22 protein-coding genes are annotated in these 19,049 nt (G+C 59.5%); 8 read left to right on the forward strand and 14 right to left on the reverse strand.

What is annotated here, in order from left to right; translation table 11 throughout:
- Positions 1 to 71: 71 nt before the first annotated feature.
- The 3 genes from ASE98_RS19670 to ASE98_RS26145 are packed head-to-tail and all read right to left on the reverse strand — an operon-like array spanning position 72 to position 3,464.
- On the reverse strand, positions 72 to 977 hold the full coding sequence (locus tag ASE98_RS19670; protein WP_060542998.1) for an acyltransferase: 906 nt from the start codon (positions 975 to 977) through the stop codon (positions 72 to 74).
- Complete coding sequence (gene pta / locus ASE98_RS19675; protein ID WP_060542999.1) at positions 978 to 3,077, reverse strand: phosphate acetyltransferase; 2,100 nt, start codon at positions 3,075 to 3,077, stop codon at positions 978 to 980.
- A gap of 60 nt (positions 3,078 to 3,137) precedes the next feature.
- Positions 3,138 to 3,464: a DUF3565 domain-containing protein gene (locus ASE98_RS26145; RefSeq protein WP_082457590.1), complete on the reverse strand. Its 327-nt coding sequence runs from the start codon at positions 3,462 to 3,464 to the stop codon at positions 3,138 to 3,140.
- On the opposite strand from ASE98_RS26145, the gene ASE98_RS19680 reads away from it, so the two are divergent.
- The 3 genes from ASE98_RS19680 to ASE98_RS19690 all read left to right on the forward strand — a co-directional run bounded on the left by ASE98_RS19680 (position 3,433) and on the right by ASE98_RS19690 (position 5,845).
- Positions 3,433 to 3,918, forward strand: coding sequence for an FKBP-type peptidyl-prolyl cis-trans isomerase (locus tag ASE98_RS19680; protein WP_008054392.1), 486 nt, complete (start codon positions 3,433 to 3,435; stop codon positions 3,916 to 3,918). The genes ASE98_RS26145 and ASE98_RS19680 overlap by 32 nt on opposite strands.
- A 121-nt stretch (positions 3,919 to 4,039) precedes the next feature.
- Positions 4,040 to 4,522, forward strand: coding sequence for a glutathione peroxidase (locus tag ASE98_RS19685; protein WP_060543000.1), 483 nt, complete (start codon positions 4,040 to 4,042; stop codon positions 4,520 to 4,522).
- Between the two features lie 219 nt (positions 4,523 to 4,741).
- Positions 4,742 to 5,845, forward strand: a complete 1,104-nt coding sequence (locus ASE98_RS19690; RefSeq protein WP_060543001.1) for an NADH:flavin oxidoreductase — start codon at positions 4,742 to 4,744, stop codon at positions 5,843 to 5,845.
- A 126-nt stretch (positions 5,846 to 5,971) separates the two neighbouring features.
- Here ASE98_RS19690 and ASE98_RS19695 read toward each other — a convergent pair whose 3' ends face one another.
- Together ASE98_RS19695 and cysZ are read right to left on the reverse strand one after the other, a co-directional pair.
- Positions 5,972 to 7,171: a glycosyltransferase family 4 protein gene (locus tag ASE98_RS19695; protein ID WP_060543002.1), complete on the reverse strand. Its 1,200-nt coding sequence runs from the start codon at positions 7,169 to 7,171 to the stop codon at positions 5,972 to 5,974.
- Positions 7,172 to 7,213: 42 nt separating this feature from the next.
- Positions 7,214 to 7,966, reverse strand: coding sequence for a sulfate transporter CysZ (gene cysZ / locus ASE98_RS19700; RefSeq protein ID WP_060543003.1), 753 nt, complete (start codon positions 7,964 to 7,966; stop codon positions 7,214 to 7,216).
- Positions 7,967 to 8,280: 314 nt separating this feature from the next.
- On the opposite strand from cysZ, the gene trxB reads away from it, so the two are divergent.
- Positions 8,281 to 9,237: a thioredoxin-disulfide reductase gene (gene trxB / locus ASE98_RS19705; RefSeq protein WP_060543004.1), complete on the forward strand. Its 957-nt coding sequence runs from the start codon at positions 8,281 to 8,283 to the stop codon at positions 9,235 to 9,237.
- A 180-nt stretch (positions 9,238 to 9,417) separates the two neighbouring features.
- Here the strand turns inward: trxB and ASE98_RS19710 are convergent, their stop codons facing one another.
- The 7 genes from ASE98_RS19710 to ASE98_RS19740 form a co-directional block, all read right to left on the reverse strand.
- Positions 9,418 to 10,668: a 2-aminoadipate transaminase gene (locus ASE98_RS19710; protein ID WP_060543005.1), complete on the reverse strand. Its 1,251-nt coding sequence runs from the start codon at positions 10,666 to 10,668 to the stop codon at positions 9,418 to 9,420.
- Between the two features lie 435 nt (positions 10,669 to 11,103).
- Complete coding sequence (locus ASE98_RS19715) at positions 11,104 to 11,442, reverse strand: HopJ type III effector protein (RefSeq protein ID WP_060543006.1); 339 nt, start codon at positions 11,440 to 11,442, stop codon at positions 11,104 to 11,106.
- Entirely contained in the window at positions 11,435 to 11,731 is a 297-nt protein-coding gene (locus ASE98_RS19720) for a DUF1244 domain-containing protein (RefSeq protein ID WP_007944633.1), read from the reverse strand. Before ASE98_RS19720 ends, ASE98_RS19715 begins: the two co-directional genes overlap by 8 nt.
- Positions 11,732 to 11,826: 95 nt before the next feature.
- The gene (gene folX, locus ASE98_RS19725; RefSeq protein WP_059403284.1) at positions 11,827 to 12,198 is read right to left on the reverse strand and encodes a dihydroneopterin triphosphate 2'-epimerase; all 372 of its coding nucleotides are present in this window, start codon (positions 12,196 to 12,198) and stop codon (positions 11,827 to 11,829) included.
- Positions 12,198 to 12,776 carry a GTP cyclohydrolase I FolE gene (gene folE / locus ASE98_RS19730; RefSeq protein WP_060543007.1) on the reverse strand — a complete coding sequence of 193 codons (579 nt, stop codon included), beginning with the start codon at positions 12,774 to 12,776 and terminating at the stop codon, positions 12,198 to 12,200. The genes folX and folE overlap by 1 nt, the downstream gene beginning before the upstream one ends.
- Positions 12,777 to 12,796: 20 nt before the next feature.
- The gene (folM, locus tag ASE98_RS19735; protein ID WP_060543008.1) at positions 12,797 to 13,507 is read right to left on the reverse strand and encodes a dihydromonapterin reductase; all 711 of its coding nucleotides are present in this window, start codon (positions 13,505 to 13,507) and stop codon (positions 12,797 to 12,799) included.
- Positions 13,508 to 13,674: 167 nt separating this feature from the next.
- Complete coding sequence (locus ASE98_RS19740; protein ID WP_060543009.1) at positions 13,675 to 14,247, reverse strand: antibiotic biosynthesis monooxygenase; 573 nt, start codon at positions 14,245 to 14,247, stop codon at positions 13,675 to 13,677.
- A gap of 212 nt (positions 14,248 to 14,459) precedes the next feature.
- Here ASE98_RS19740 and ASE98_RS19745 point away from each other — a divergent pair, with 212 nt between their 5' ends.
- On the forward strand, positions 14,460 to 15,419 hold the full coding sequence (locus tag ASE98_RS19745) for a MerR family transcriptional regulator (protein ID WP_060543010.1): 960 nt from the start codon (positions 14,460 to 14,462) through the stop codon (positions 15,417 to 15,419).
- 3 nt (positions 15,420 to 15,422) lie between these two features.
- Here ASE98_RS19745 and ASE98_RS19750 read toward each other — a convergent pair whose 3' ends face one another.
- Positions 15,423 to 16,028 carry a hypothetical protein gene (locus ASE98_RS19750; RefSeq protein ID WP_060543011.1) on the reverse strand — a complete coding sequence of 202 codons (606 nt, stop codon included), beginning with the start codon at positions 16,026 to 16,028 and terminating at the stop codon, positions 15,423 to 15,425.
- Positions 16,029 to 16,082: 54 nt separating this feature from the next.
- Entirely contained in the window at positions 16,083 to 16,559 is a 477-nt protein-coding gene (locus ASE98_RS19755; RefSeq protein ID WP_060543012.1) for a PAS domain-containing protein, read from the reverse strand.
- A 103-nt stretch (positions 16,560 to 16,662) separates the two neighbouring features.
- On the opposite strand from ASE98_RS19755, the gene ASE98_RS19760 reads away from it, so the two are divergent.
- The 3 genes from ASE98_RS19760 (at position 16,663) to ASE98_RS19770 (ending at position 19,026) form a co-directional block, all read left to right on the forward strand.
- A complete protein-coding gene (locus ASE98_RS19760) occupies positions 16,663 to 17,118 on the forward strand; it encodes a flavodoxin (RefSeq protein ID WP_060543013.1) in 456 nt (151 codons plus the stop codon).
- Between the two features lie 229 nt (positions 17,119 to 17,347).
- Entirely contained in the window at positions 17,348 to 18,124 is a 777-nt protein-coding gene (locus ASE98_RS19765) for a class II aldolase/adducin family protein (protein WP_371318102.1), read from the forward strand.
- Positions 18,124 to 19,026, forward strand: coding sequence for an alpha/beta fold hydrolase (locus ASE98_RS19770; RefSeq protein ID WP_060543015.1), 903 nt, complete (start codon positions 18,124 to 18,126; stop codon positions 19,024 to 19,026). Before ASE98_RS19765 ends, ASE98_RS19770 begins: the two co-directional genes overlap by 1 nt.
- Positions 19,027 to 19,049: the final 23 nt, after the last annotated feature.

Raw genomic sequence — 19,049 nt, forward strand, 5'->3', positions numbered from 1 at the left:
TACGGACGAACATTCAACGTTGATGCCGACTGATGCGCCGCTTTCGCGAGCAAGCCCGCTCCCACATTGGTTCAGCGGCGGTCTGGGTATTCCCGATGCATTTGCCCCAACAACGCATCCTTGTCTTCCCACAACTGGTTAATCCACCCCTGAAACTGCAAGCGGTACTCACCATCCTGATCGTAGTTCTTGCCAATGAACTGCGGCGGAATCTTCAGTTCCTCAAAATGCACCACCACATCCGCGACATTCCCGCACAGTAAATCCCAGAAACCGGGACGTCCGGCGGGGTAGTGAATAGTCACGTTGACGATGGATTCCAATTGCTCACCCATGGCATCCAGCACGAATGCAATGCCGCCAGCCTTGGGTTTGAGCAAGTACTTGAACGGTGACTTTTGCTGGGCGTGCTTGCGCTCGGTGAAGCGCGTGCCTTCGACGAAATTGAAAATCCCCACCGGGTTATGGCGAAATTTCGCGCACGTCTTGCGGGTGGTTTCCAGGTCCTTGCCTTTCTTCTCCGGGTGCTTTTCCAGATAAGCCTTGGAGTAGCGCTTCATGAACGGAAAATCGAGCGCCCACCAGGCCAGGCCGATCACAGGGACCCAGATCAGCTCTTGCTTGAGAAAGAACTTCAACGGCTGGATGCGGCGGTTGAGCACGTATTGCAGCACGAGGATGTCGACCCAGCTCTGGTGGTTGCTGGTGATCAGGTAGGAGTGTTGATAGTCGAGACCTTGCAGGCCACTGATGTGCCAACGGGTACGGCGCACCAGATTCATCCAGCCTTTATTGTTGCTGATCCAGGCTTCGTGGGTATGGCTCATCAGCCAGTGTGCGAAACGCCGGGTAAGGGCGAACGGCAAGGCTTTCAACAGCGCCACGCAGAACAGAAAGGTGCAGAGCAATATCGTGTTCAGAGCCAACAGCACAGAGGCGATCACGCCTCGCAGCGGTGCAGGTAGAAAATCCAGCATTTAAATATCCATAGGTCGGTTGGCAGCCTGAATCGCGGTCAGTGCGATGGTATAGACGATGTCGTCGACCTGCGCGCCGCGCGGCAGGTCGTTCACCGGTTTGCGCAGGCCTTGCAGCATCGGCCCGAGGCTGACGCAGTCGGCGCTGCGCTGCACGGCTTTGTGAGTGGTGTTGCCGGTGTTGAGGTCGGGGAACACGAATACCGTGGCGCGACCGGCCACCTGGCTGTTCGGCGCCAGTTGCCGGGCCACGGTTTCGTTGGCGGCGGCGTCGTACTGCAACGGGCCATCGATCAGCAGTGAATTTTGCTGTTCGTGGGCGAGCAGGGTGGCCTCGCGCACTTTTTCGACTTCTTCGCCACTGGCCGAATCACCGCTGGAGTAGCTGATCATAGCCACCCGTGGCGTGATGCCGAACGCAGCGGCCGAGTCGGCGCTTTGCAGGGCAATCTCGGCCAGTTCACTCGCGCTCGGGTGCGGGTTCATGACGCAGTCGCCATAGACCAGCACTTCTTCGGGAAACAGCATGAAGAACACCGACGACACCAAGGTGCAGCCGGGCGCGGTCTTGATCAGCTGCAGGGCCGGGCGGATGGTGTTGGCGGTGGAGTGAATGACACCCGATACCAGGCCGTCGACCTCATCCAGCGCCAGCATCATGGTGCCGATCACCACGGTGTCTTCCAGTTGCTGCTCGGCCATTGGCGCGTTGAGGCTCTTGCTTTTGCGCAGGGCGACCATGGGTTCGACGTAGCGCTCGCGGATCAAATCCGGATCGAGGATTTCCAGCCCCGGCGGCAGCTCGATGCCCTGGGCGCGAGCGACCGCCTGCACGTCTTCGGGTTTGGCCAGCAACACGCAGCGAGCGATGCCGCGCGCCTGGCAGATCGCCGCGGCCTGCACGGTCAGCGGCTCGCTGCCTTCGGGCAGGACGATGCGCTTGTTGGCGCCCTGGGCGCGCTGGATCAATTGATAGCGGAATACCGCCGGCGACAGGCGCATCTCCCGAGGTGTGCCGCAGCGCTGGTGCAGCCAGTTGGCGTCCAGATGGCTGGCGACAAAATCGGTGATGATCTCCGCGCGCTCGCGGTCATCGATGGGGATCTCCTTGTTCAGGCCGTTCAACTGGTTGGCGGTGTCATAGGAGCCGGTGCTCACTGACAACACCGGCAGGCCAGCCTGCAAGGCGCCTCGGCACAGGTCCATGATGCGCGGGTCGGGCAGGGTGTCGCTGGTCAGCAACAGGCCGGCCAGAGGCACGCCATTCATCGCCGCGAGGCTGACGGCGAGGATGATGTCGTCGCGATCGCCGGGGGTTACCACCAGCACGCCGGGCTTGAGCAGCTCCACAGTGTTGCGCATGGTGCGAGCGCAAATGATGATTTTGGTCATGCGTCGGGTTTCGTAGTCGCCGGCGTTGAGCACTTGCGCGCCCATCAGGTCGGCTACGTCGCGGGTGCGCGGCGCGTTCAATTCCGGCTGGAACGGAATGCAGCCCAGCAGGCGGAAATCGCCGCTGCGCAACAGTGGCGAATGTTCCTTCAGCCGTGCGGCGAACGCCTCCATGCTCTCGTCGGTCTTGACCTTGTTGAGAATCACGCCAAGGACTTTCGGGTCCTTCGGGCCACCGAACAATTGCGCCTGCAATTCCACGCGGCCGGACAGTTCGGTCAGCACTTCGTTTTCCGGTGCCGAGACCAGAATCACCTCGGCGTCGAGGCTCTTGGCCAGATGCAGGTTGACCCGTGCGGCGTAGCTGGCGCTGCGGGTCGGTACCATGCCTTCGACGATCAGCACGTCCTTGCCGATGGCGGCCTGCTGATAGAGCGTGATGATCTCTTCGAGCAATTCGTCCAGTTGACCATCGCCCAGCATGCGCTCGACATGGGCCAGGCCCAAAGGCTGTGGTGGTTTGAGCCCGTGGGTGCGGGCCACCAGCTCGGTGGAGCGCTCGGGCCCGGTGTCGCCGGGATGGGGCTGGGCAATCGGCTTGAAGAAGCCGACTTTCAGGCCGGCCCGCTCAAGGGTGCGCACCAGCCCGAGGCTGATGGAGGTCAGACCCACGCCAAAATCGGTGGGGGCGATAAAAAAAGTTTGCATGCGGATTCTCTTGAGGTGCATGGCAATGGTGACGGCCTATGACTGGCCCTCTACCGAAATTCAGTGGTCAAGATTATCGCTAACCGAGCCTTGTGCGCACCAACCGCAAGCAAAGGGCTGGCCTATTTTTTCCTGGCGTTGCGCAGGGTCCATGACCCAGGCCCGGGATTGCCACGGCGGCTGATGCCGCAGGTGTTGGGTATGGCCGCAGGAAAGCTCGGCCACCCAGTGCCCGTCCTCGTCCTGATGGAAGCCTGTGATCGTCACACCCCGTCTGTCCGGGTTGTGTTCGCTTTCGGGCGATGGCTTCGCTAAACTTGGTCTTTCAAATTTCTTATGCAAAAGGTCTCGCCCCATGCTGATCGCCGCCAATAAGGCTGTCTCCATCGACTATACCCTGACCAACGACGCTGGTGAGGTCATCGACAGCTCCGCCGGCGGCGCGCCGCTGGTTTACCTGCAAGGTGCAGGCAATATCATCCCGGGCCTGGAAAAGGCACTGGAAGGCAAGGCCGTCGGCGACGAACTGACTGTAGCCGTTGAACCTGAAGACGCTTACGGCGAATACGCTGCCGAACTGGTCAGCACCCTGAGCCGCAGCATGTTCGAAGGCGTCGATGAACTGGAAGTGGGCATGCAGTTCCACGCTTCCGCTCCGGACGGCCAGATGCAGATCGTGACCATTCGCGACCTCGATGGCGACGACGTTACCGTTGACGGCAACCACCCGTTGGCTGGTCAGCGCCTGAATTTCCAGGTCAAGATCATCAACATCCGTGATGCCAGCCAGGAAGAAATCGCTCATGGTCACGTCCATGGCGAAGGTGGCCATCACCACTGATTTCTGCGCTAAGCTCAGATAACTGGAGAGGCGCCCCGAGGGCGCCTTTTTAGTCTGCGGTCGTCCCGGCGACACCGCCAAGTGGCTGTTTCGAGAAGAACACGGGAATCTGGAGTACGCCATGAGTGCTTTTCACGACCTTAAATTGACAGCCCTGGATGGACAGGAGCTACCACTGGCGCCCTTCAAAGGGCAAGTTGTGCTGGTGGTTAACGTCGCGTCCAAATGTGGCCTGACTCCGCAGTACGCGGCGCTGGAAAACCTTTACCAGCAATACAAGGCCAAAGGCTTCAGCGTGCTGGGCTTGCCCTGTAACCAGTTTGCCGGGCAGGAACCGGGTAGCGAGCAGGAGATCAAGGATTTCTGCAGCCTCAACTATGGCGTGACCTTTCCGTTATCCAGCAAGCTGGAAGTCAACGGACACGAGCGTCATCAGTTGTACCGCCTGCTGGCGGGAGAGGGCGCGGAATTCCCCGGCGACATCACCTGGAACTTCGAGAAGTTCCTGTTGGGCAAGGACGGCCGCGTACTGGCGCGTTTCTCGCCGCGCACGGCGCCGGATGATCCGACCATTGTCCATGCGATTGAAAAAGCCCTGAGCTGACGTCCCCCTGTAGGAGCGAGCATGCTCGCGATGGTCTTGAACGATAACGCGGGGTAACTGACACCCCACGGCGTTCTCAGGTTTATCGCGAGCAGGCTCGCTCCTGCAACGTTATTCGTTACCTTTTGAGCCTTAATCACCAAAATCAATAATGCTGTTAAATGCTTTGCGGACGCAATATTATGGCTGTCATAAAGTCATTCTTCCGTGGAGCGTCCCATGCCAGTAAAAGCCCTGTTCAAACCGTTCCACCTCGGCACCCTCCAATTGCCGACCCGCGTCGTCATGGCGCCGATGACCCGCTCGTTTTCCCCAGGTGGCGTCCCTAATTCCAAAGTGATCGAATACTACCGTCGTCGCGCCGCTGCGGGCGTCGGCCTGATCATCACCGAAGGCACCACCGTCGGGCACCAGGCTTCTAACGGTTACCCGAACGTTCCGCATTTCTACGGTGAAGCGGCTCTGGCCGGCTGGAAAAAAGTCGTCGACGCGGTCCACGCCGAAGGCGGCAAGATCGTTCCGCAACTGTGGCATGTGGGCAGCGTGCGTCGCATCGGCACCGAGCCGGACGCCAGCGTGCCGGGTTACGGCCCGTCGGAAAAAGTGAAGGACGGCCAGGTCGTGGTTCACGGCATGACTAAACAAGATATCCAGGAGGTGATCGCCGCGTTTGCCCAGGCTGCCAAGGATGCCCAGAGCATCGGCATGGACGGCGTGGAAATCCACGGCGCCCACGGCTATCTGGTCGACCAGTTCTTCTGGGAAGGCAGCAACCAGCGCACCGACGAATACGGCGGCAGCCTGGCCAACCGTTCGCGCTTCGCCATCGAGCTGATTCAGGCGGTGCGTGCCGCAGTCGGGGAAGATTTCCCGATTATCTTGCGCTTTTCGCAGTGGAAACAGCAGGACTACACCGCGCGCCTGGTACAAACCCCGGAGGCGCTGGGCGAGTTCCTCAAGCCGTTGTCTGATGCGGGTGTGGATATTTTCCACTGCTCGACCCGCCGTTTCTGGGAGCCGGAATTCGACGGTTCCGAGCTGAACCTTGCAGGCTGGACCCGCCAACTCACCGGCAAGCCAACCATCACTGTGGGCAGCGTCGGCCTGGACGGCGAGTTCCTGCAGTTCATGGTCAACACCGACAAGGTCGCGCAGCCTGCCAGCCTGGAGAAGCTGCTGGAGCGCCTGAACAACGATGAGTTCGACCTGGTTGCGGTCGGTCGTGCCTTGCTGGTTGACCCGGACTGGGCGCAGAAAGTGCGTGACGGTCGCGAGGAAGACATCCTGCCGTTCAGTCGTGAGGCGTTGATGAAGCTGGTTTAAGCGACGTCTGGACTTACGCCTTCGCGAGCAAGCCCGCTCCCACATTTGACCTCATCTCTCTGAGATAACCCGGTAACCTGTGGGAGCGGGCTTGCTCGCGAAGACTGACTAAAGGGCACTACAAAATCAGGGAACAATCGGTGTATTCGGCACCACCAGTTCCCCGGCACACGCCCCACGCAACTGCCCCTCGAATTGCTCGATAATCGTCGCCCAACCCTGTCGACTGGCATGCTGTCGCGCATTGAGCCTGATATTGCGCAACGCTTCGCTCTCCTCCAGCAACCACGCCGCTGCATCGCAGAACGCCTCTTCATCCCCCGGCATAGCCAATACTCCGTTGTAGCCATGCCGAATATGCTGGGCTGCCGCCGCCTGGTCGTAGGCCACTACCCCAAGCCCCGAGGCGAGCGCTTCAAGCACCACATTGCCGAAGGTTTCGGTCAGGCTCGGGAACAAAAACACATCCCCCGAGGCGTAATGGCAGGCCAGGGCTTCGCCACGCTGGGCGCCGCAGAAAACCGCCTCGGGCAGTTCCCGTTGCAGCTCCTGACGCTGCGGGCCGTCGCCGACCACGATCAGCTTGAGAACGTGCTGTGGATAACTTGTCTTGAGGGCGTCAAATGTACGTTTGAGCAAGCCGAGGTTCTTTTCCACAGCCAGACGACCGACATGAATGACGGCAATGTCTTGCTCGGCCAACCCCCATTGCTCGCGCAGGGCATTCAGGCGTTTGGCGGGGTGAAACAATTGGCTGTCGACACCCCTGGACAGCAAGGCCAGGCGTTCGAAATGACGCCGTTCCAGTTCCATTCGCTGACTGACACTGGGTACCAGGGTCAAATTGGAGCGGTTATGAAACCAGCGCAAGTAATGAGTCAGCAAACGTGTCAGCAGGCCAAGGCCGTACTCGCTGGTGTATTGCTGGAAATTGGTGTGAAAGCCACTGACCACAGAAATACCAAGGCGCCGTGCGGCGCGCAATGCCGACAACCCCAGCGGTCCTTCAGTGGCGATGTACAGCACGTCCGGGCGATGACGCTTCCAGCGTCGCAACAGCTTATGCATCGACGACTGGCCCCACTGCAGGCCAGGATAGCCCGGCAGCGGCCAGCCCCGGCACAACATCAATTCATCGTCGCTGCCCTGTTGCTGGTCACAGCCCTGGCGCGGTCGTACCAGCTCCACCTGATGCCCGCGCGCGCGCAAGCCATCGCACAAACGGCCAAGGGTGTTGGCCACGCCGTTGATTTCCGGTGGGAAGGTTTCGGTGATCAGGGTGATATGCAGAGTTGTCGTCATGACCCCAGTGTCGATTGGGGTCATGTCGTCAGTGTGACGTCGGGATGATGGATTTGTGACGACCGCTTAGCGCTGGGCCACCAGATTCTCGGCACCGCGCTCACGCACCCAGAACAGCGTCGCCCCGGCCACGGCGGCCGGCATCATCAGGATGTTGACCACCGGGATCAGCAGCACCAGATAAACGCTCCCGCCAAAGCTCATGCTCTGCCAGCGCTTCTCGCGCAGCCAGGCGAGCATCTCGTTCCAGCCCAGCTTGTGGTTGTCCGCCGGGTAGTCGATGTACTGGATCGCCATCATCCACACCCCGAACAGCAGCCATAGCGGCGCGGCAATGATGTTCAGCACCGGGATGAACGAGAGGATGAACAGCCCGATTGCCCGCGGCAGGAAGTAGCCGAGTTTGCGCATCTCCCGGGCCAATGTTCGCGGAACCATTGCGACCAGTTCGCCCCAGCTGAAAGCCGGGAAGTCGTCAGTGCCGCGTACCACCACCTCGACTTTCTCCGCGAGAAAACCGTTGAACGGCGCGGCGATGACGTTGGCGAGCATGGTGAAGGTGAAGAACACCATCAACCCCACCAGAACCACGAACAACGGCCAGAGGATGTAACTGAGAAAACTCAGCCAGTCGGGCAGGGACGGCATCAGCGCATCGACCCACAGGCTGAATTGATGGCCGGCCAGATAGATCAATCCGACGAACAGCACCAGGTTGATCGCCAGCGGCAAAAGCACAAACAGGCGCAGGCCGGGACTCAGCACCAGCTTGAGGCCTTCGCGCAGGTATTGCGGGCCGGACAGAACGGGGGCGGGCATAACGGGCTCCGAGCAGAGGGAAAACGCGCCGACCTTACCGGCTTTGCGGTGCAGGTGAAAGCGCGGCGGCGGTATCGACATTCACTGTAACAAAGACGTCCCTTTAGTCACGGTGATGGAATAGAGACCACCTATGAGCTGGATTGTTATTCGGTATTTCCTTAATCTTCGCCCCCTCGATACGCTGCACCCAACTTTTTACAGGACGGTCGGGTTCAAGCCTTCCCCAAGTGCTTGCAACCGTTCTTTTTTATTCCCGCCGGCGATCCGGCGTTCCGCGCCAGGTGTTCCGGGCCGGTCAACAGGAGCAGGTCATGTCTGAAGTTCGTCATTCGCGAGTGATTATTCTCGGTTCCGGCCCTGCCGGTTACAGCGCCGCGGTCTATGCCGCCCGTGCCAACCTCAAGCCACTGCTGATCACCGGCATGCAGGCCGGCGGTCAACTGACTACCACCACCGAAGTCGACAACTGGCCTGGCGATGTCCACGGTCTGACCGGCCCGGCGCTGATGGAGCGGATGAAAGAGCACGCCGAGCGTTTTGAAACCGAGATCGTTTTCGATCACATCAATGCCGTGGACTTCGCTGCCAAGCCGTACACCCTGACCGGTGACAGCGCGACCTACACCTGTGATGCCCTGATCATCGCCACCGGTGCCAGCGCTCGTTACCTGGGCCTGCCATCGGAAGAAGCGTTCATGGGCAAAGGCGTTTCCGCCTGCGCTACCTGCGACGGTTTCTTCTATCGCAACAAGCCAGTGGCCGTGGTCGGTGGTGGCAACACAGCGGTGGAAGAAGCACTGTACCTGGCCAACATTGCCAGCACCGTGACCCTGATCCACCGTCGCGAAACCTTCCGCGCCGAGAAGATCCTGATCGACAAGCTCAATGCCCGGGTTGCCGAAGGCAAGATCATCCTGAAGCTGAACGCGACCCTGGACGAAGTCCTGGGCGACAACATGGGCGTGACCGGCGCGCGTCTGAAGAACAACGACGGCAGCTTCGACGAAATCAAGGTCGACGGCGTGTTCATCGCCATCGGCCACACCCCGAACACTTTGCTGTTCGAGGGCCAGTTGACCCTCAAAGACGGCTACCTGGTCGTGCAGGGCGGCCGTGACGGCAACGCCACTGCGACCAACCTTGAAGGTATCTTCGCCGCTGGCGACGTAGCAGACCACGTGTACCGTCAGGCCATCACCTCGGCCGGCGCCGGCTGCATGGCGGCACTGGATGCAGAGCGCTACCTCGACAATCTGAAAAACGCTTGATTCTGTGTTCGTAAAAAAACCGGCTTCGGCCGGTTTTTTTTGTCCACAATTTAGTGCCTGATTACATTCCGGACCTAATGTGGGAGCCGGCTTGCCGGCGATGACGGTGCATCAACCCACATTGAGCTCGCCTGACACACCGCCTTCGCCAGCAAGCCGGCTTCTACAGGGATCAGGTTGTCAGGACAGTCTGGCCAGGCACGCTTCAAGAATATCCAGGCCTTCCTCCAATACCGCCGCCTCGGTAGTCAGCGGCGCCAACAGCCGAACAATGTGCCGCGACTTGCCACTTGGCATCAGCAGCAACCCGGCTTCCCGCGCCAGGCCCAGCAGTTGCGTCAACTGCGCCGAGGCCGGTGTGCCGTCGGCGTTGGCCAGTTCAATGCCACGCATCGAGCCAACGCCGGTCAGGCGTCCGAGGTAGGGGGACAGGTTGCGATCGCGCCAGGATTGGTAGCGGCTGACAATCGCCTCCTCCTGCTGCGAACCCCAGGCTTGCAGATTGGCGTCGGTCATTACGTCCAGCGTCGCCAGCCCGGCAGCGCACGCGATGGGGTTGCCCGAATAGGTGCCACCGAGTCCGCCCTTGGGCAAGTTGTCGAGCAGTGCCTTGCGCCCGACCACCGCGCCCAGCGGTACGCCGCCGGCGATGCTTTTGCCCAGCAGGATCAGGTCCGGCTCGATGCCCAGCCGCGAGAAGGCAAAGCGCTGCCCGGTACGGCCGAAGCCGGACTGGATTTCATCGGCGATCAGCAGGATGCCCTTCTCGTCGCACAAGCGCCGCAGCGCCTGGGCGAATTGCACGTCCATGGCCAGGAAACCGCCTTCACCCTGCACCGGTTCGACGATGAAACAGGCCACGTCGTCGACATCGATCTCGACGCTGAACAACCGCTCCATGGCCTTCAGGGCCTCGGCGCAGGTCACGTCGTTATCCTGGCTGGGGAAGGGCAGGTGGTACACCGGGCCGGGCAACACGCCGACTTTCTGTTTGTAGGGGGCAACTTTGCCGTTGAGATTGAGGGTGGCCAGTGTGCGACCGTGGAAGGCGCCATCAAAGGCGACGACTGCCGTGCGACCCGTAGCGCCGCGAACGATCTTCAAGGCGTTTTCAGCCGCCTCGGCGCCGCTGTTGGTGAACATTCCGCTGACCGGGTAATCCACCGGGATAAACGCGCAGAGGCGGTCCATGAACTCGATGTAGGGCGTATGGGGCGCAGCGTTGAAAGCGTAATGAGTCAGTTTTGTCGCTTGTTCGCCAATGGCCTGGACGATACGCGGATGGCAGTGGCCGAGGTTCAGCACGCCGATGCCGCCGACAAAGTCGATGTAGCGTTTGCCATCGGTGTCCCAGACCTCGGCATTTTTGCCGTGGCTGAGCGTGACAGGGTGAACGATGTTGATCGACTGACTGATGCTTTCGCTGTTCATGGATGACCGGCTCGAAAGAAGGGAGGCTTCTTTTATCTAAGCCGCGATCAGCGCTACCGGACAAACGAAATAAAGTGGCGGGATCAATCTTAAAAGTCTGGATGTGCTGTTCGATCAGGCGCAACCCCTGCAGGAGCGAGCCTGCTCGCGATGGTCGCGAACGATAACGCTGGGCGCCAGATACCCCGCAGCATTCCCAGGTTCATCGCGGCGATGTGGCGCAGACCCTGTAGGAGCGAGCATGCTCGCGATGGTCGTTAACGATAACGCTGGGCGCCAGATACCCCGCAGCGTTCTCAGGTTCATCGCGGCGATGTGGCGCAGACCCTGTAGGAGCGAGCATGCTCGCGATGGTCGCGAACGATAACGCTGGGCGCCAGATACCCCGCAGCGTTCTCAGGTTCATCGCGAGCAGGCTCGCTCCTACAAGTTGAATCAGCGGCGGGTCAGGGGCTGCCGGGTGAACGTCACCCCGGCCAGCCCATTGGCGATCAACGCACGGATATTGCCGTGGTCGCTGCCTTCAGGGGTGGCCAGCACTGAGCGGTAATGCTCGCCAAATGCCAACAGCGCTTCTTCATCGCTCAACCCTTCCAGCAGGGCCAGGCCCAGGGTCTTGCACGAACCTTCGTTTTGCAAGGCGGCGTTTTCCACACCGCCGTTGTTGAATGCCTGAGGCTGATAGTCATAGCCGGCGGCGATGAACGCCAGGGTATCGGCGAAAACGTGTTCGCCGCTCTTCAGGCTGGTGCGCAAGGTGTTCAAATCACTCATTGGGTTTTCCTTTGGCGAACGCCGCTTGTTGTTCGGCGCTGGCTTCTTGCTGGTATTGGGCTTTCCACTCGGCGTACGGCATGCCGTAGACGACTTCACGGGCGTCATCAAGGCTGACGTCGATCTGGCGTTCGTCAGCCGCGGCCTTGTACCACTTCGACAGGCAGTTGCGGCAGAACCCCGAGAGGTTCATCAGGTCGATGTTCTGTACATCCTTGCGGCTGTCCAGATGGGCCACCAGCCGGCGAAAGGCGGCGGCTTCGAGTTCCAGGCGTTGTTGATCGGTCATGGGGGTCTCTTCGAGACAGCTTTGAGCGGCAAGCTTCGAGCTGCAAGTGGATTGCGGTGCGGTGAAGTTTACAGCTTGCCGCTTGCCGCTTGAAGCTAACGGCTCGCTGCGAGCGTTATCGACACCGACTCTGCAAAACGCAGGGCATGAGGTTTGTCGACCTCGACTTCGGCGTACAGCACCGATTCATTGGCCATGACCAGATCGAGAATTTCCTGGGTCAGGCGTTCGAGCAAGGCGAATCGATTGCCTTCCACGTGCGCGATGATCGCTTTGGTGATGGTGCGGTAATTCAACGCGTGATCGATATCGTTGTCACGCACGGCATCCTGCGCCGCATACAGAATCGTCAGGTTGATCAACACATCCTGCTTGTTGAGGATTTCATCCTCGTTGATCCCGATGAAGGTGCGCAGGCACAGGTCCTTGACCCGGATGCGTGCCATGCCTGGTTGAAGTTGTGGCATTACTTCTTGCTCCGTCCAATCAATTGCAGGAACTCCTGGCGGGTGTTGCTCGACTCGCGGAAGGCGCCGAGCATCACCGAGGTGTTCATGGTCGAATTCTGTTTTTCGACGCCGCGCATCATCATGCACATGTGCTGCGCCTCGATGACCACCGCAACGCCGGCCGCGCCGGTCACTTGTTGTACCGCGTCGGCAATTTGCCGAGTGAGGTTTTCCTGGATTTGCAGGCGACGGGCGAACATGTCCACCAACCGCGCAATCTTCGACAGGCCCAGCACCTTGCCCGTTGGAATATAAGCCACATGAGCCTTGCCGATGAAGGGCAACAGATGATGTTCGCACAGAGAATACAGTTCGATGTTGTCGACGATGACCATTTCATCGTTGTCCGAGGCGAACAACGCGCCGTTGACGATCTCTTCGATACTTTGATCGTACCCGTGGCAGAGGTACTGCATGGCTTTGGCTGCTCGTGCCGGTGTATCGAGCAAGCCTTCGCGCTCGGGATTTTCACCAAGGCCGATGAGGATCTCGCGATAGCTCTGGGACAAGGACTGCCGGGGCAGGGGTAGCGTCATGGAACATCCTCGCGGGGCGGTTATTTGACGTGCCGTCCGCCGTTGACGGTCAGTGTGGTGCCGGTCACATAAGGGCTGTCGAGCAAATAGCGCAGGCTTTGGTAGATCACTTCGCTGCCAGGCTCAATGCCCAGTGCGGATTTTGCCAGCGCCTTGGCGCGGTAGGCCGCATCGTCATCGGCATTGAACAGTAGCAGGGCTGGCGCGATGCCGTTGACCTTGATGCCTGGCGCGTACTTCGCGGCGAAGGACAGGGTCAGGCTGTCGAGCCCGGCTTTACTGGCGCAATAGCCAATGTGCTTGCTGCTGCCCTTGCGGGTCACGTCATCGCCGATGTGCACGATGTCGGCCGGCGTCGAGCGTTGCAGCAAATCAGCGCAATGCAGGTTGATCAGGTAGGGCGCCAGCATGTGCACGCTGAACATGCGTGTGAACGCTGCGGCATCGGTGTCGGGGGTTTCGGCCAGCCATTCGGAAGCGTTATGGACAATCGCCCGCAGGCTGTCGGTATGGGTTTTCAGGTCGCTGATGAATGCGAAAATCCCGGTTTCACTGGAGAAATCCGCGAACAGTGCAGTCGCCCCCAGATCGCGCAGGGCTCGCACGCCCGGGCGCTCGGTGCGGTAGGTGAAGATCACCCGGTGGCCGTCTTCAAGCAAACGTTGCGCGCAGTGCAGGCCGACACGCTGGCCGGCGCCGGTGATGAGAATGGGGGCTGCGGAAGAGGTCATGAACGGCTCACGTCGCGGTAATAGCAAAACTATACCAGCGCGCGGTGGTGTTCACCTATCGAGGGTGCGTCGTCTGTGGGAGCCAGCCTGCTCGCGATGGCGGTAGATCAGGCGCCACTGATGTTGAATGTGGCGGCCTCATCGCAAGCAGGCTCGCTCCCGCAGGTTTATCTATGATTTTGCGTGGAGGGCTCGACGTGCAAGTGGCGTGCAGGCGTGGCATTCAACCAGTTGGCCAGCAACCGGGTCGAGAGGGGAATGAAGAGATACACCATCATCGGCGTCAGGCACAGGGTGCTGACTAACACCTTGGGCAGCAATGCCATGTCACTGAGCAATGGGCCCAGTACAAAGTTGAACAGCATCGATACCGGAAAAAATGCCAGCCAGATCGCCACTGCCTGTTTCCAGCGTGGCGGTCGTTGACCGGCCGCACCGAACCAGCCTTCGATACCGCTTACCCGATGTTCGGTTGGATGGGCGAACAGATCGCTGCCACGTCCGAGCCAGGCAGTGCGCGAAGCGGAGTGCTCCCAGGCGTGCAGGGTCTGCTCGTCGGCGAAGCGAAAGATGATCTGGAATTCGTCATCGTCGGGCGGCGGAGCAAGCACGCCGGAGCCGAGATAGCCGGGGAAGTCGGTGGCCAGTTGTTCGCCTTCGCGCAACCAGGCGATCAGCTCCTGATAGCGGCCATCGGCAACGCGGCGAGCAACCATCAGCGTGACGGGTGAGGTAGACATTGTGTATCTCCGTAAATACGTCTGCGATGTTCCGGGTAGGAACTTCGCCAGGCACAGCGCCGGGGTGGTGGGCTGCCTCTGGGGACTAGCAAGGACTATTCCGTATTCTACCTGTTTTCGTATTTGTTGTTTTTCGAGCAGCGATGGCTTGAATCAAAGTGGTGCAAGAGCGTTAAATGGGGGGCCGAACTACACATGGACGTAGAACGCCGATGCCCGTACTCACTGATGCTGCTTCAGGTGTACAGGTGTCCGCTTCGCTGGAACAGCAAGAGTTGTTTCCGATTCGCGAGGTGGCGCGCCTGACAGGAGTCAACCCGGTCACGCTCCGGGCCTGGGAGCGCCGTCATGGGCTGATCGTGCCCACGCGCACCGAAAGTGGGCATCGCCTGTATTCGATGACCGATATTGAGCGTGTTCGCAGTATTCTGGGCTGGATAGAGCGCGGTGTTGCTGTCAGCAAGATTGGCACGATACTGGCCAGGTCTGCTCCGTTGCAGCCATTGGCGCATCTGATTCCCAACGACCTGGTGCAAGCCGACTACGCGCAATGGCAGCAGCAGGTTCAGGCTGCCGTCAGCGCGTTTGACGAGATCCAGCTGGAGCGAATCTACGGGCAGATCTTTTCCACATATTCCCAAGCGGTGGTGTTTCAAGACATTCTGATGCCTGTCTGGAAGCAATTGCTGCATCGCCAGGATAGATTCGGCGGCTCCAGCGAGTGGCTGTTCTTCGATGGTTTCCTGCGGGATCGAGTGCTGCAACGACTGCTGTTGAATCGCGGTACAGATCCTCGAAGGGTGATTGTCGGCGCCCTGGCCGGCCAGTGCCGGGAACTGGAATTGCTGGTTGCCTCGCTGTTTCTTGGCGTAGGGCAGGCGGGAGTGCGAGTACTGAATATCGGTCAGTTGCTAGACGAACTGCCCCTGGTCTGCGAAAGGATCAGGCCCGAGGCGCTGGTGTTGTTCTCCAATCACCTGCCGGCAGCCGACTTGCCCCGGCGCTTGAACCGCCTGGCCATGAGCCTGGAATGCCGGTTGTTGCTGGCCGGGGATGCTTCTGATTTGGCGGAAGAGGAACTGGCCGGATCATCCATCGGTTGCCTGGGTCACGACGGCGATGTCATGTGCCAACGTCTGAAGCAGTTCCTGGCAGGCAATCTCGATACTTGAGAGTCATTGATGCAAGGCGGGGTGAGTCAGCCGATGCTGCTGCAGGATGTACTGGCGCAGGCGCTCGGTTTCGTCGGTATCACTCTGGCTCAATTGGTAGGCGTAGAAACCCTGTTCGGTTTCTTTCTCAAAGGTGCCGCGCAACGCGATCCGCTCATAGCCCGAAGGGCTGAACCACAGGGCAAAATGCTTGGGCGGTTTGGTCTTGTTGCGCACTTCCAGCAAAACCCCTTTGAACGACACTTCATGCACCCACATTGTGCCGGGTTGGCCAGTGGCGTTCTCCAGTGCCACAGGTTCATTGAGCACCAGCCGCCATGGTCGGACCAACGGCCCGTCTTCATAAATGGCAGGAACACCAAGGCGTAAATGCAAGGCATGGAATTCGTCTTCCACCAAGTGCAGGGGGAAGGCTATTTGCTGGTTTTCGAAACTCGCCTGAATGGTCACCTGTTCATGCGCTGCCAGCCGGGTGAGCAAGTCACGGATTTGCGATCCACCGTTGACGAGCAGGCTCGACGTCGCATCCCGCACATTTAGCTGCGGGTTGTGTTGCATGGTCTGGATGAAATCCAGCTCATCCTGGGTCAGGAGTGCGTCACGATGCATGGTCAGCTCGAAAGGTATAATTACAAAGTCATTGGTGATTATAGTTAATGACCATTAGTTCTCGGTTTTGTTTCTACCGTTCGTCGCCTGCAGTGCTGCAAGCTCAGACTTTAGCGCGGCCACCCGTGCTTCAAGCTGAACCACACGCTGTTGCGCCTTGACCTGAGCGGTGACGTCTTTCTGCACGCCGACGAAATAGGTTTGTCCGTCGTTGGGGTTCTTCACCGTCGAAAGGGACAATTCGTTCCAGAACGGCGTGCCGTCCTTGCGGTAGTTTCTGAGGATTTCCCGGCAGGATCCTTGGCCTTTCAGCGCGGCGCGAATAGATGTCAGCGCTTCCTGATCCCGGTCGCCGGACTGCAGAAAGCGGCAGTCCTGATAGAGGATTTCTTCACTGGTGTAGCCTGTCAGGCGTTCGAATGCCGGGTTGACGTAAATCAGGATGTTGTCTTGATCGCCTTCCTTTTCGGCAATCACGATGCCGTCGTTAGAGGCATTTATGACCATCTGCAAAAGCTGCGCGTTAATCATCGTGGCATCCATTCGTGATTGATTGTCGATTGCATTCTAAAAGAACATTCAACAGCGGGCTGTTAATATCCCGGTCCTCTACTTGGTATCAGGATTCAGATTGATGAAAGTCGCCATCATTTCCGGCTCGGTCTATGGCTCGGCGGAAGAAGTTGCCCGCCACGCAGCGAGCATTTTGCAAGCCGCCGGTTTCGACACCTGGCACAACCCGCGAGGCACGCTTGCAGACGTTCTGGCCTATGGCCCGCAAGCCTTTCTGGCAGTGACTTCGACCACAGGCATGGGCGAGTTGCCGGACAACCTGCAACCCCTGTATTCGACGATTCGTGACCAGTTGCCCGCCGCCTGGCGTGGCCTGCCGGGCGCCGTGATCGGATTGGGTGATGCCAGCTATGGCGATACGTTTTGCGGCGGCGGCGAACTGATGCGGGAATTGTTCAGCGAGATGGGCGTTCGTGAAGTCGTACCGATGCTGCGTCTGGATGCCAGCGAAAGCGTGACCCCGGAGACGGACGCCGAGCCTTGGCTAGCCCAACTGATCAGCGCCTTGCAGGGCTGAGAGACACCCAATTGCAGAAGCAGTCATGGTTCTGGCGGCCAGGCATTCACTGCCCACCTGACCATGACTGGCGTCGGTACTTTGACACCGATGCGGTTTCCCACAGCGACTGACTCGCCGGGCCATCAAGCTGGCTGCCAATGCAACTACACGAACCCTGCGGGGGACTAGACTCGGTAATCATTGGATACACACCATAATAAAAAGACCGAGGTTTCTGGCCGTGTACATAGCTCCAGTCTTATCCCCCAATCGTGTAAAAGACCGGGTCAGTGCAGCCGAGTGGCAAACTCGCGTCGACCTCGCTGCCTGTTACCGACTGGTAGCGCAGCATGGCTGGGATGATCTGATTTTTACCCACATCTCGGCCAAGGTGCCGGGCACTGAAGACTTCCTGATCAACCCGTTCGGGCTGATGTTTGACGAAATCACCGCATCGAGCCTGGTCAAGGTCGATCAGGCGGGCAACAAACTGATGGACAGCCCCTACGAGATCAATCCGGCGGGGTACACCATCCATAGCGCGGTGCATGAAGTGCGACACGACGTCGTTTGCGTGTTGCATACCCATACGGCGTCGGGTGTCGCCGTATCGGCGCAGAAACAGGGCATTGTGCCAATCAGCCAGCAGGCACTGTTTGTTCTTTCCAGCCTGGCTTATCACCCCTATGAAGGTGTCGCACTCAACCATGAAGAAAAAGCGCGGTTGCAGGCCGATCTGGGCGAAAACAACTTCCTGATGTTGCATAACCACGGTTTGCTGACCTGCGGCAGCACCATCGCCGACACGTTTCTGATGATGTTTACCTTCCAGCGCGCCTGTGACATTCAGGTCATGGCGCAAAACGGCAGTGCCGAACTGATTGCCATCGAGCCACAGGTTCTGGCCGGTGCCAAGGCGATGATTGCTGGCGTTACCCGAAGTGCTCAAGGAATGGGCGGAGCGTTGGCCTGGCCGGCGCTGCTGCGCAAACTCGATAAACTCGACCCGGGTTACAAACTCTGATGGAACTCCCCGAGATCCCGCTGTGTGTCTGGCGCAAACGCAGCCAGATGTTTGAATTCCGCGGGCAGGCCATCCGCTACTGGACGGCAGGTCAGGGCGAGCCCCTGCTGCTCATTCATGGCTTTCCTACAGCCAGTTGGGACTGGCACTACCTTTGGCAGCCGCTGGCCCAGCGTTTTCGTGTGATTGCCTGCGACATGTTGGGTTTCGGAGATTCCGCCAAACCGGTGGACCATGAATACAGCCTGCTGGAGCAGGCGGACCTGCAAGAGGCGCTACTCGCGCATTTGAAGGTCGAGCAAGCGGTGCACTTGTTGGCCCACGATTATGGCGACAGTGTGGCGCAAGAACTGCTGGCCAGGCATTACGAATCGCGCGTGATGCTGGCCAGTTGCGTGTTTCTCAACGGCGGCCTGTTTCCTGAAACCCATCGTCCGGTATTGGTGCAAAAGCTGCTGCTCAGCCCGTTGGGCTGGATGATCGGCCGCGCCTTCAGCCGGGACGGACTGGTAAAGAGTTTTCGGCAGATATTCGGGCCGCACACCCGCCCCAGCGAAAGCGAGATGGATGACTTCTGGAGCCTGGTGGAAAGCCATCGCGGGCCACGGATCATGCACAAATTGATCGGCTACATCCCCGAACGACGAGTCTGGCGTGACCGTTGGGTGACAGCGATGCAGCGTGGTGAAGTGCCGTTGCGGGTGATCGATGGCGAAGTCGATCCGATCTCCGGTGCGCATATGGTCGAACGTTATCGGCAACTGATTGCCGAGCCGGACACTGTGGTTTTGCCGGGCATCGGCCATTACCCGCAGATCGAGGCTGCGGGGCAGGTGCTCAGGCACTACCTGGAGTTTCGTGATCAATTGATGTCGCAACCGCGCAAAGTGGCCTGCTCCTGAGCAGCCACAGGACCGTGTCTACT

Source organism: Pseudomonas sp. Leaf48 (assembly GCF_001421885.1).
GTDB lineage: Bacteria > Pseudomonadota > Gammaproteobacteria > Pseudomonadales > Pseudomonadaceae > Aquipseudomonas.

Excerpts from the sequence above, each read along its gene's own strand:
- ASE98_RS19710 (WP_060543005.1), bottom strand. The coding sequence starts at position 10,668 with ATGAACAGCGAAAGCATCAGTCAGTCGATCAACATCGTTCACCCTGTC.
- ASE98_RS19745 (WP_060543010.1), top strand. The coding sequence starts at position 14,460 with ATGCCCGTACTCACTGATGCTGCTTCAGGTGTACAGGTGTCCGCTTCG.
- ASE98_RS19740 (WP_060543009.1), bottom strand. The coding sequence starts at position 14,247 with ATGTCTACCTCACCCGTCACGCTGATGGTTGCTCGCCGCGTTGCCGAT.
- ASE98_RS19755 (WP_060543012.1), bottom strand. The coding sequence starts at position 16,559 with ATGATTAACGCGCAGCTTTTGCAGATGGTCATAAATGCCTCTAACGAC.
- ASE98_RS19680 (WP_008054392.1), top strand. The coding sequence starts at position 3,433 with ATGCTGATCGCCGCCAATAAGGCTGTCTCCATCGACTATACCCTGACC.
- cysZ (WP_060543003.1), bottom strand. The coding sequence starts at position 7,966 with ATGCCCGCCCCCGTTCTGTCCGGCCCGCAATACCTGCGCGAAGGCCTC.
- ASE98_RS19760 (WP_060543013.1), top strand. The coding sequence starts at position 16,663 with ATGAAAGTCGCCATCATTTCCGGCTCGGTCTATGGCTCGGCGGAAGAA.
- ASE98_RS19690 (WP_060543001.1), top strand. The coding sequence starts at position 4,742 with ATGCCAGTAAAAGCCCTGTTCAAACCGTTCCACCTCGGCACCCTCCAA.
- ASE98_RS19685 (WP_060543000.1), top strand. The coding sequence starts at position 4,040 with ATGAGTGCTTTTCACGACCTTAAATTGACAGCCCTGGATGGACAGGAG.
- trxB (WP_060543004.1), top strand. The coding sequence starts at position 8,281 with ATGTCTGAAGTTCGTCATTCGCGAGTGATTATTCTCGGTTCCGGCCCT.
- pta (WP_060542999.1), bottom strand. The coding sequence starts at position 3,077 with ATGCAAACTTTTTTTATCGCCCCCACCGATTTTGGCGTGGGTCTGACC.
- folM (WP_060543008.1), bottom strand. The coding sequence starts at position 13,507 with ATGACCTCTTCCGCAGCCCCCATTCTCATCACCGGCGCCGGCCAGCGT.
- ASE98_RS19670 (WP_060542998.1), bottom strand. The coding sequence starts at position 977 with ATGCTGGATTTTCTACCTGCACCGCTGCGAGGCGTGATCGCCTCTGTG.
- folE (WP_060543007.1), bottom strand. The coding sequence starts at position 12,776 with ATGACGCTACCCCTGCCCCGGCAGTCCTTGTCCCAGAGCTATCGCGAG.
- ASE98_RS19715 (WP_060543006.1), bottom strand. The coding sequence starts at position 11,442 with ATGAGTGATTTGAACACCTTGCGCACCAGCCTGAAGAGCGGCGAACAC.
- ASE98_RS26145 (WP_082457590.1), bottom strand. The coding sequence starts at position 3,464 with ATGGAGACAGCCTTATTGGCGGCGATCAGCATGGGGCGAGACCTTTTG.
- ASE98_RS19695 (WP_060543002.1), bottom strand. The coding sequence starts at position 7,171 with ATGACCCCAATCGACACTGGGGTCATGACGACAACTCTGCATATCACC.
- ASE98_RS19720 (WP_007944633.1), bottom strand. The coding sequence starts at position 11,731 with ATGACCGATCAACAACGCCTGGAACTCGAAGCCGCCGCCTTTCGCCGG.
- folX (WP_059403284.1), bottom strand. The coding sequence starts at position 12,198 with ATGCCACAACTTCAACCAGGCATGGCACGCATCCGGGTCAAGGACCTG.
- ASE98_RS19770 (WP_060543015.1), top strand. The coding sequence starts at position 18,124 with ATGGAACTCCCCGAGATCCCGCTGTGTGTCTGGCGCAAACGCAGCCAG.
- ASE98_RS19750 (WP_060543011.1), bottom strand. The coding sequence starts at position 16,028 with ATGCATCGTGACGCACTCCTGACCCAGGATGAGCTGGATTTCATCCAG.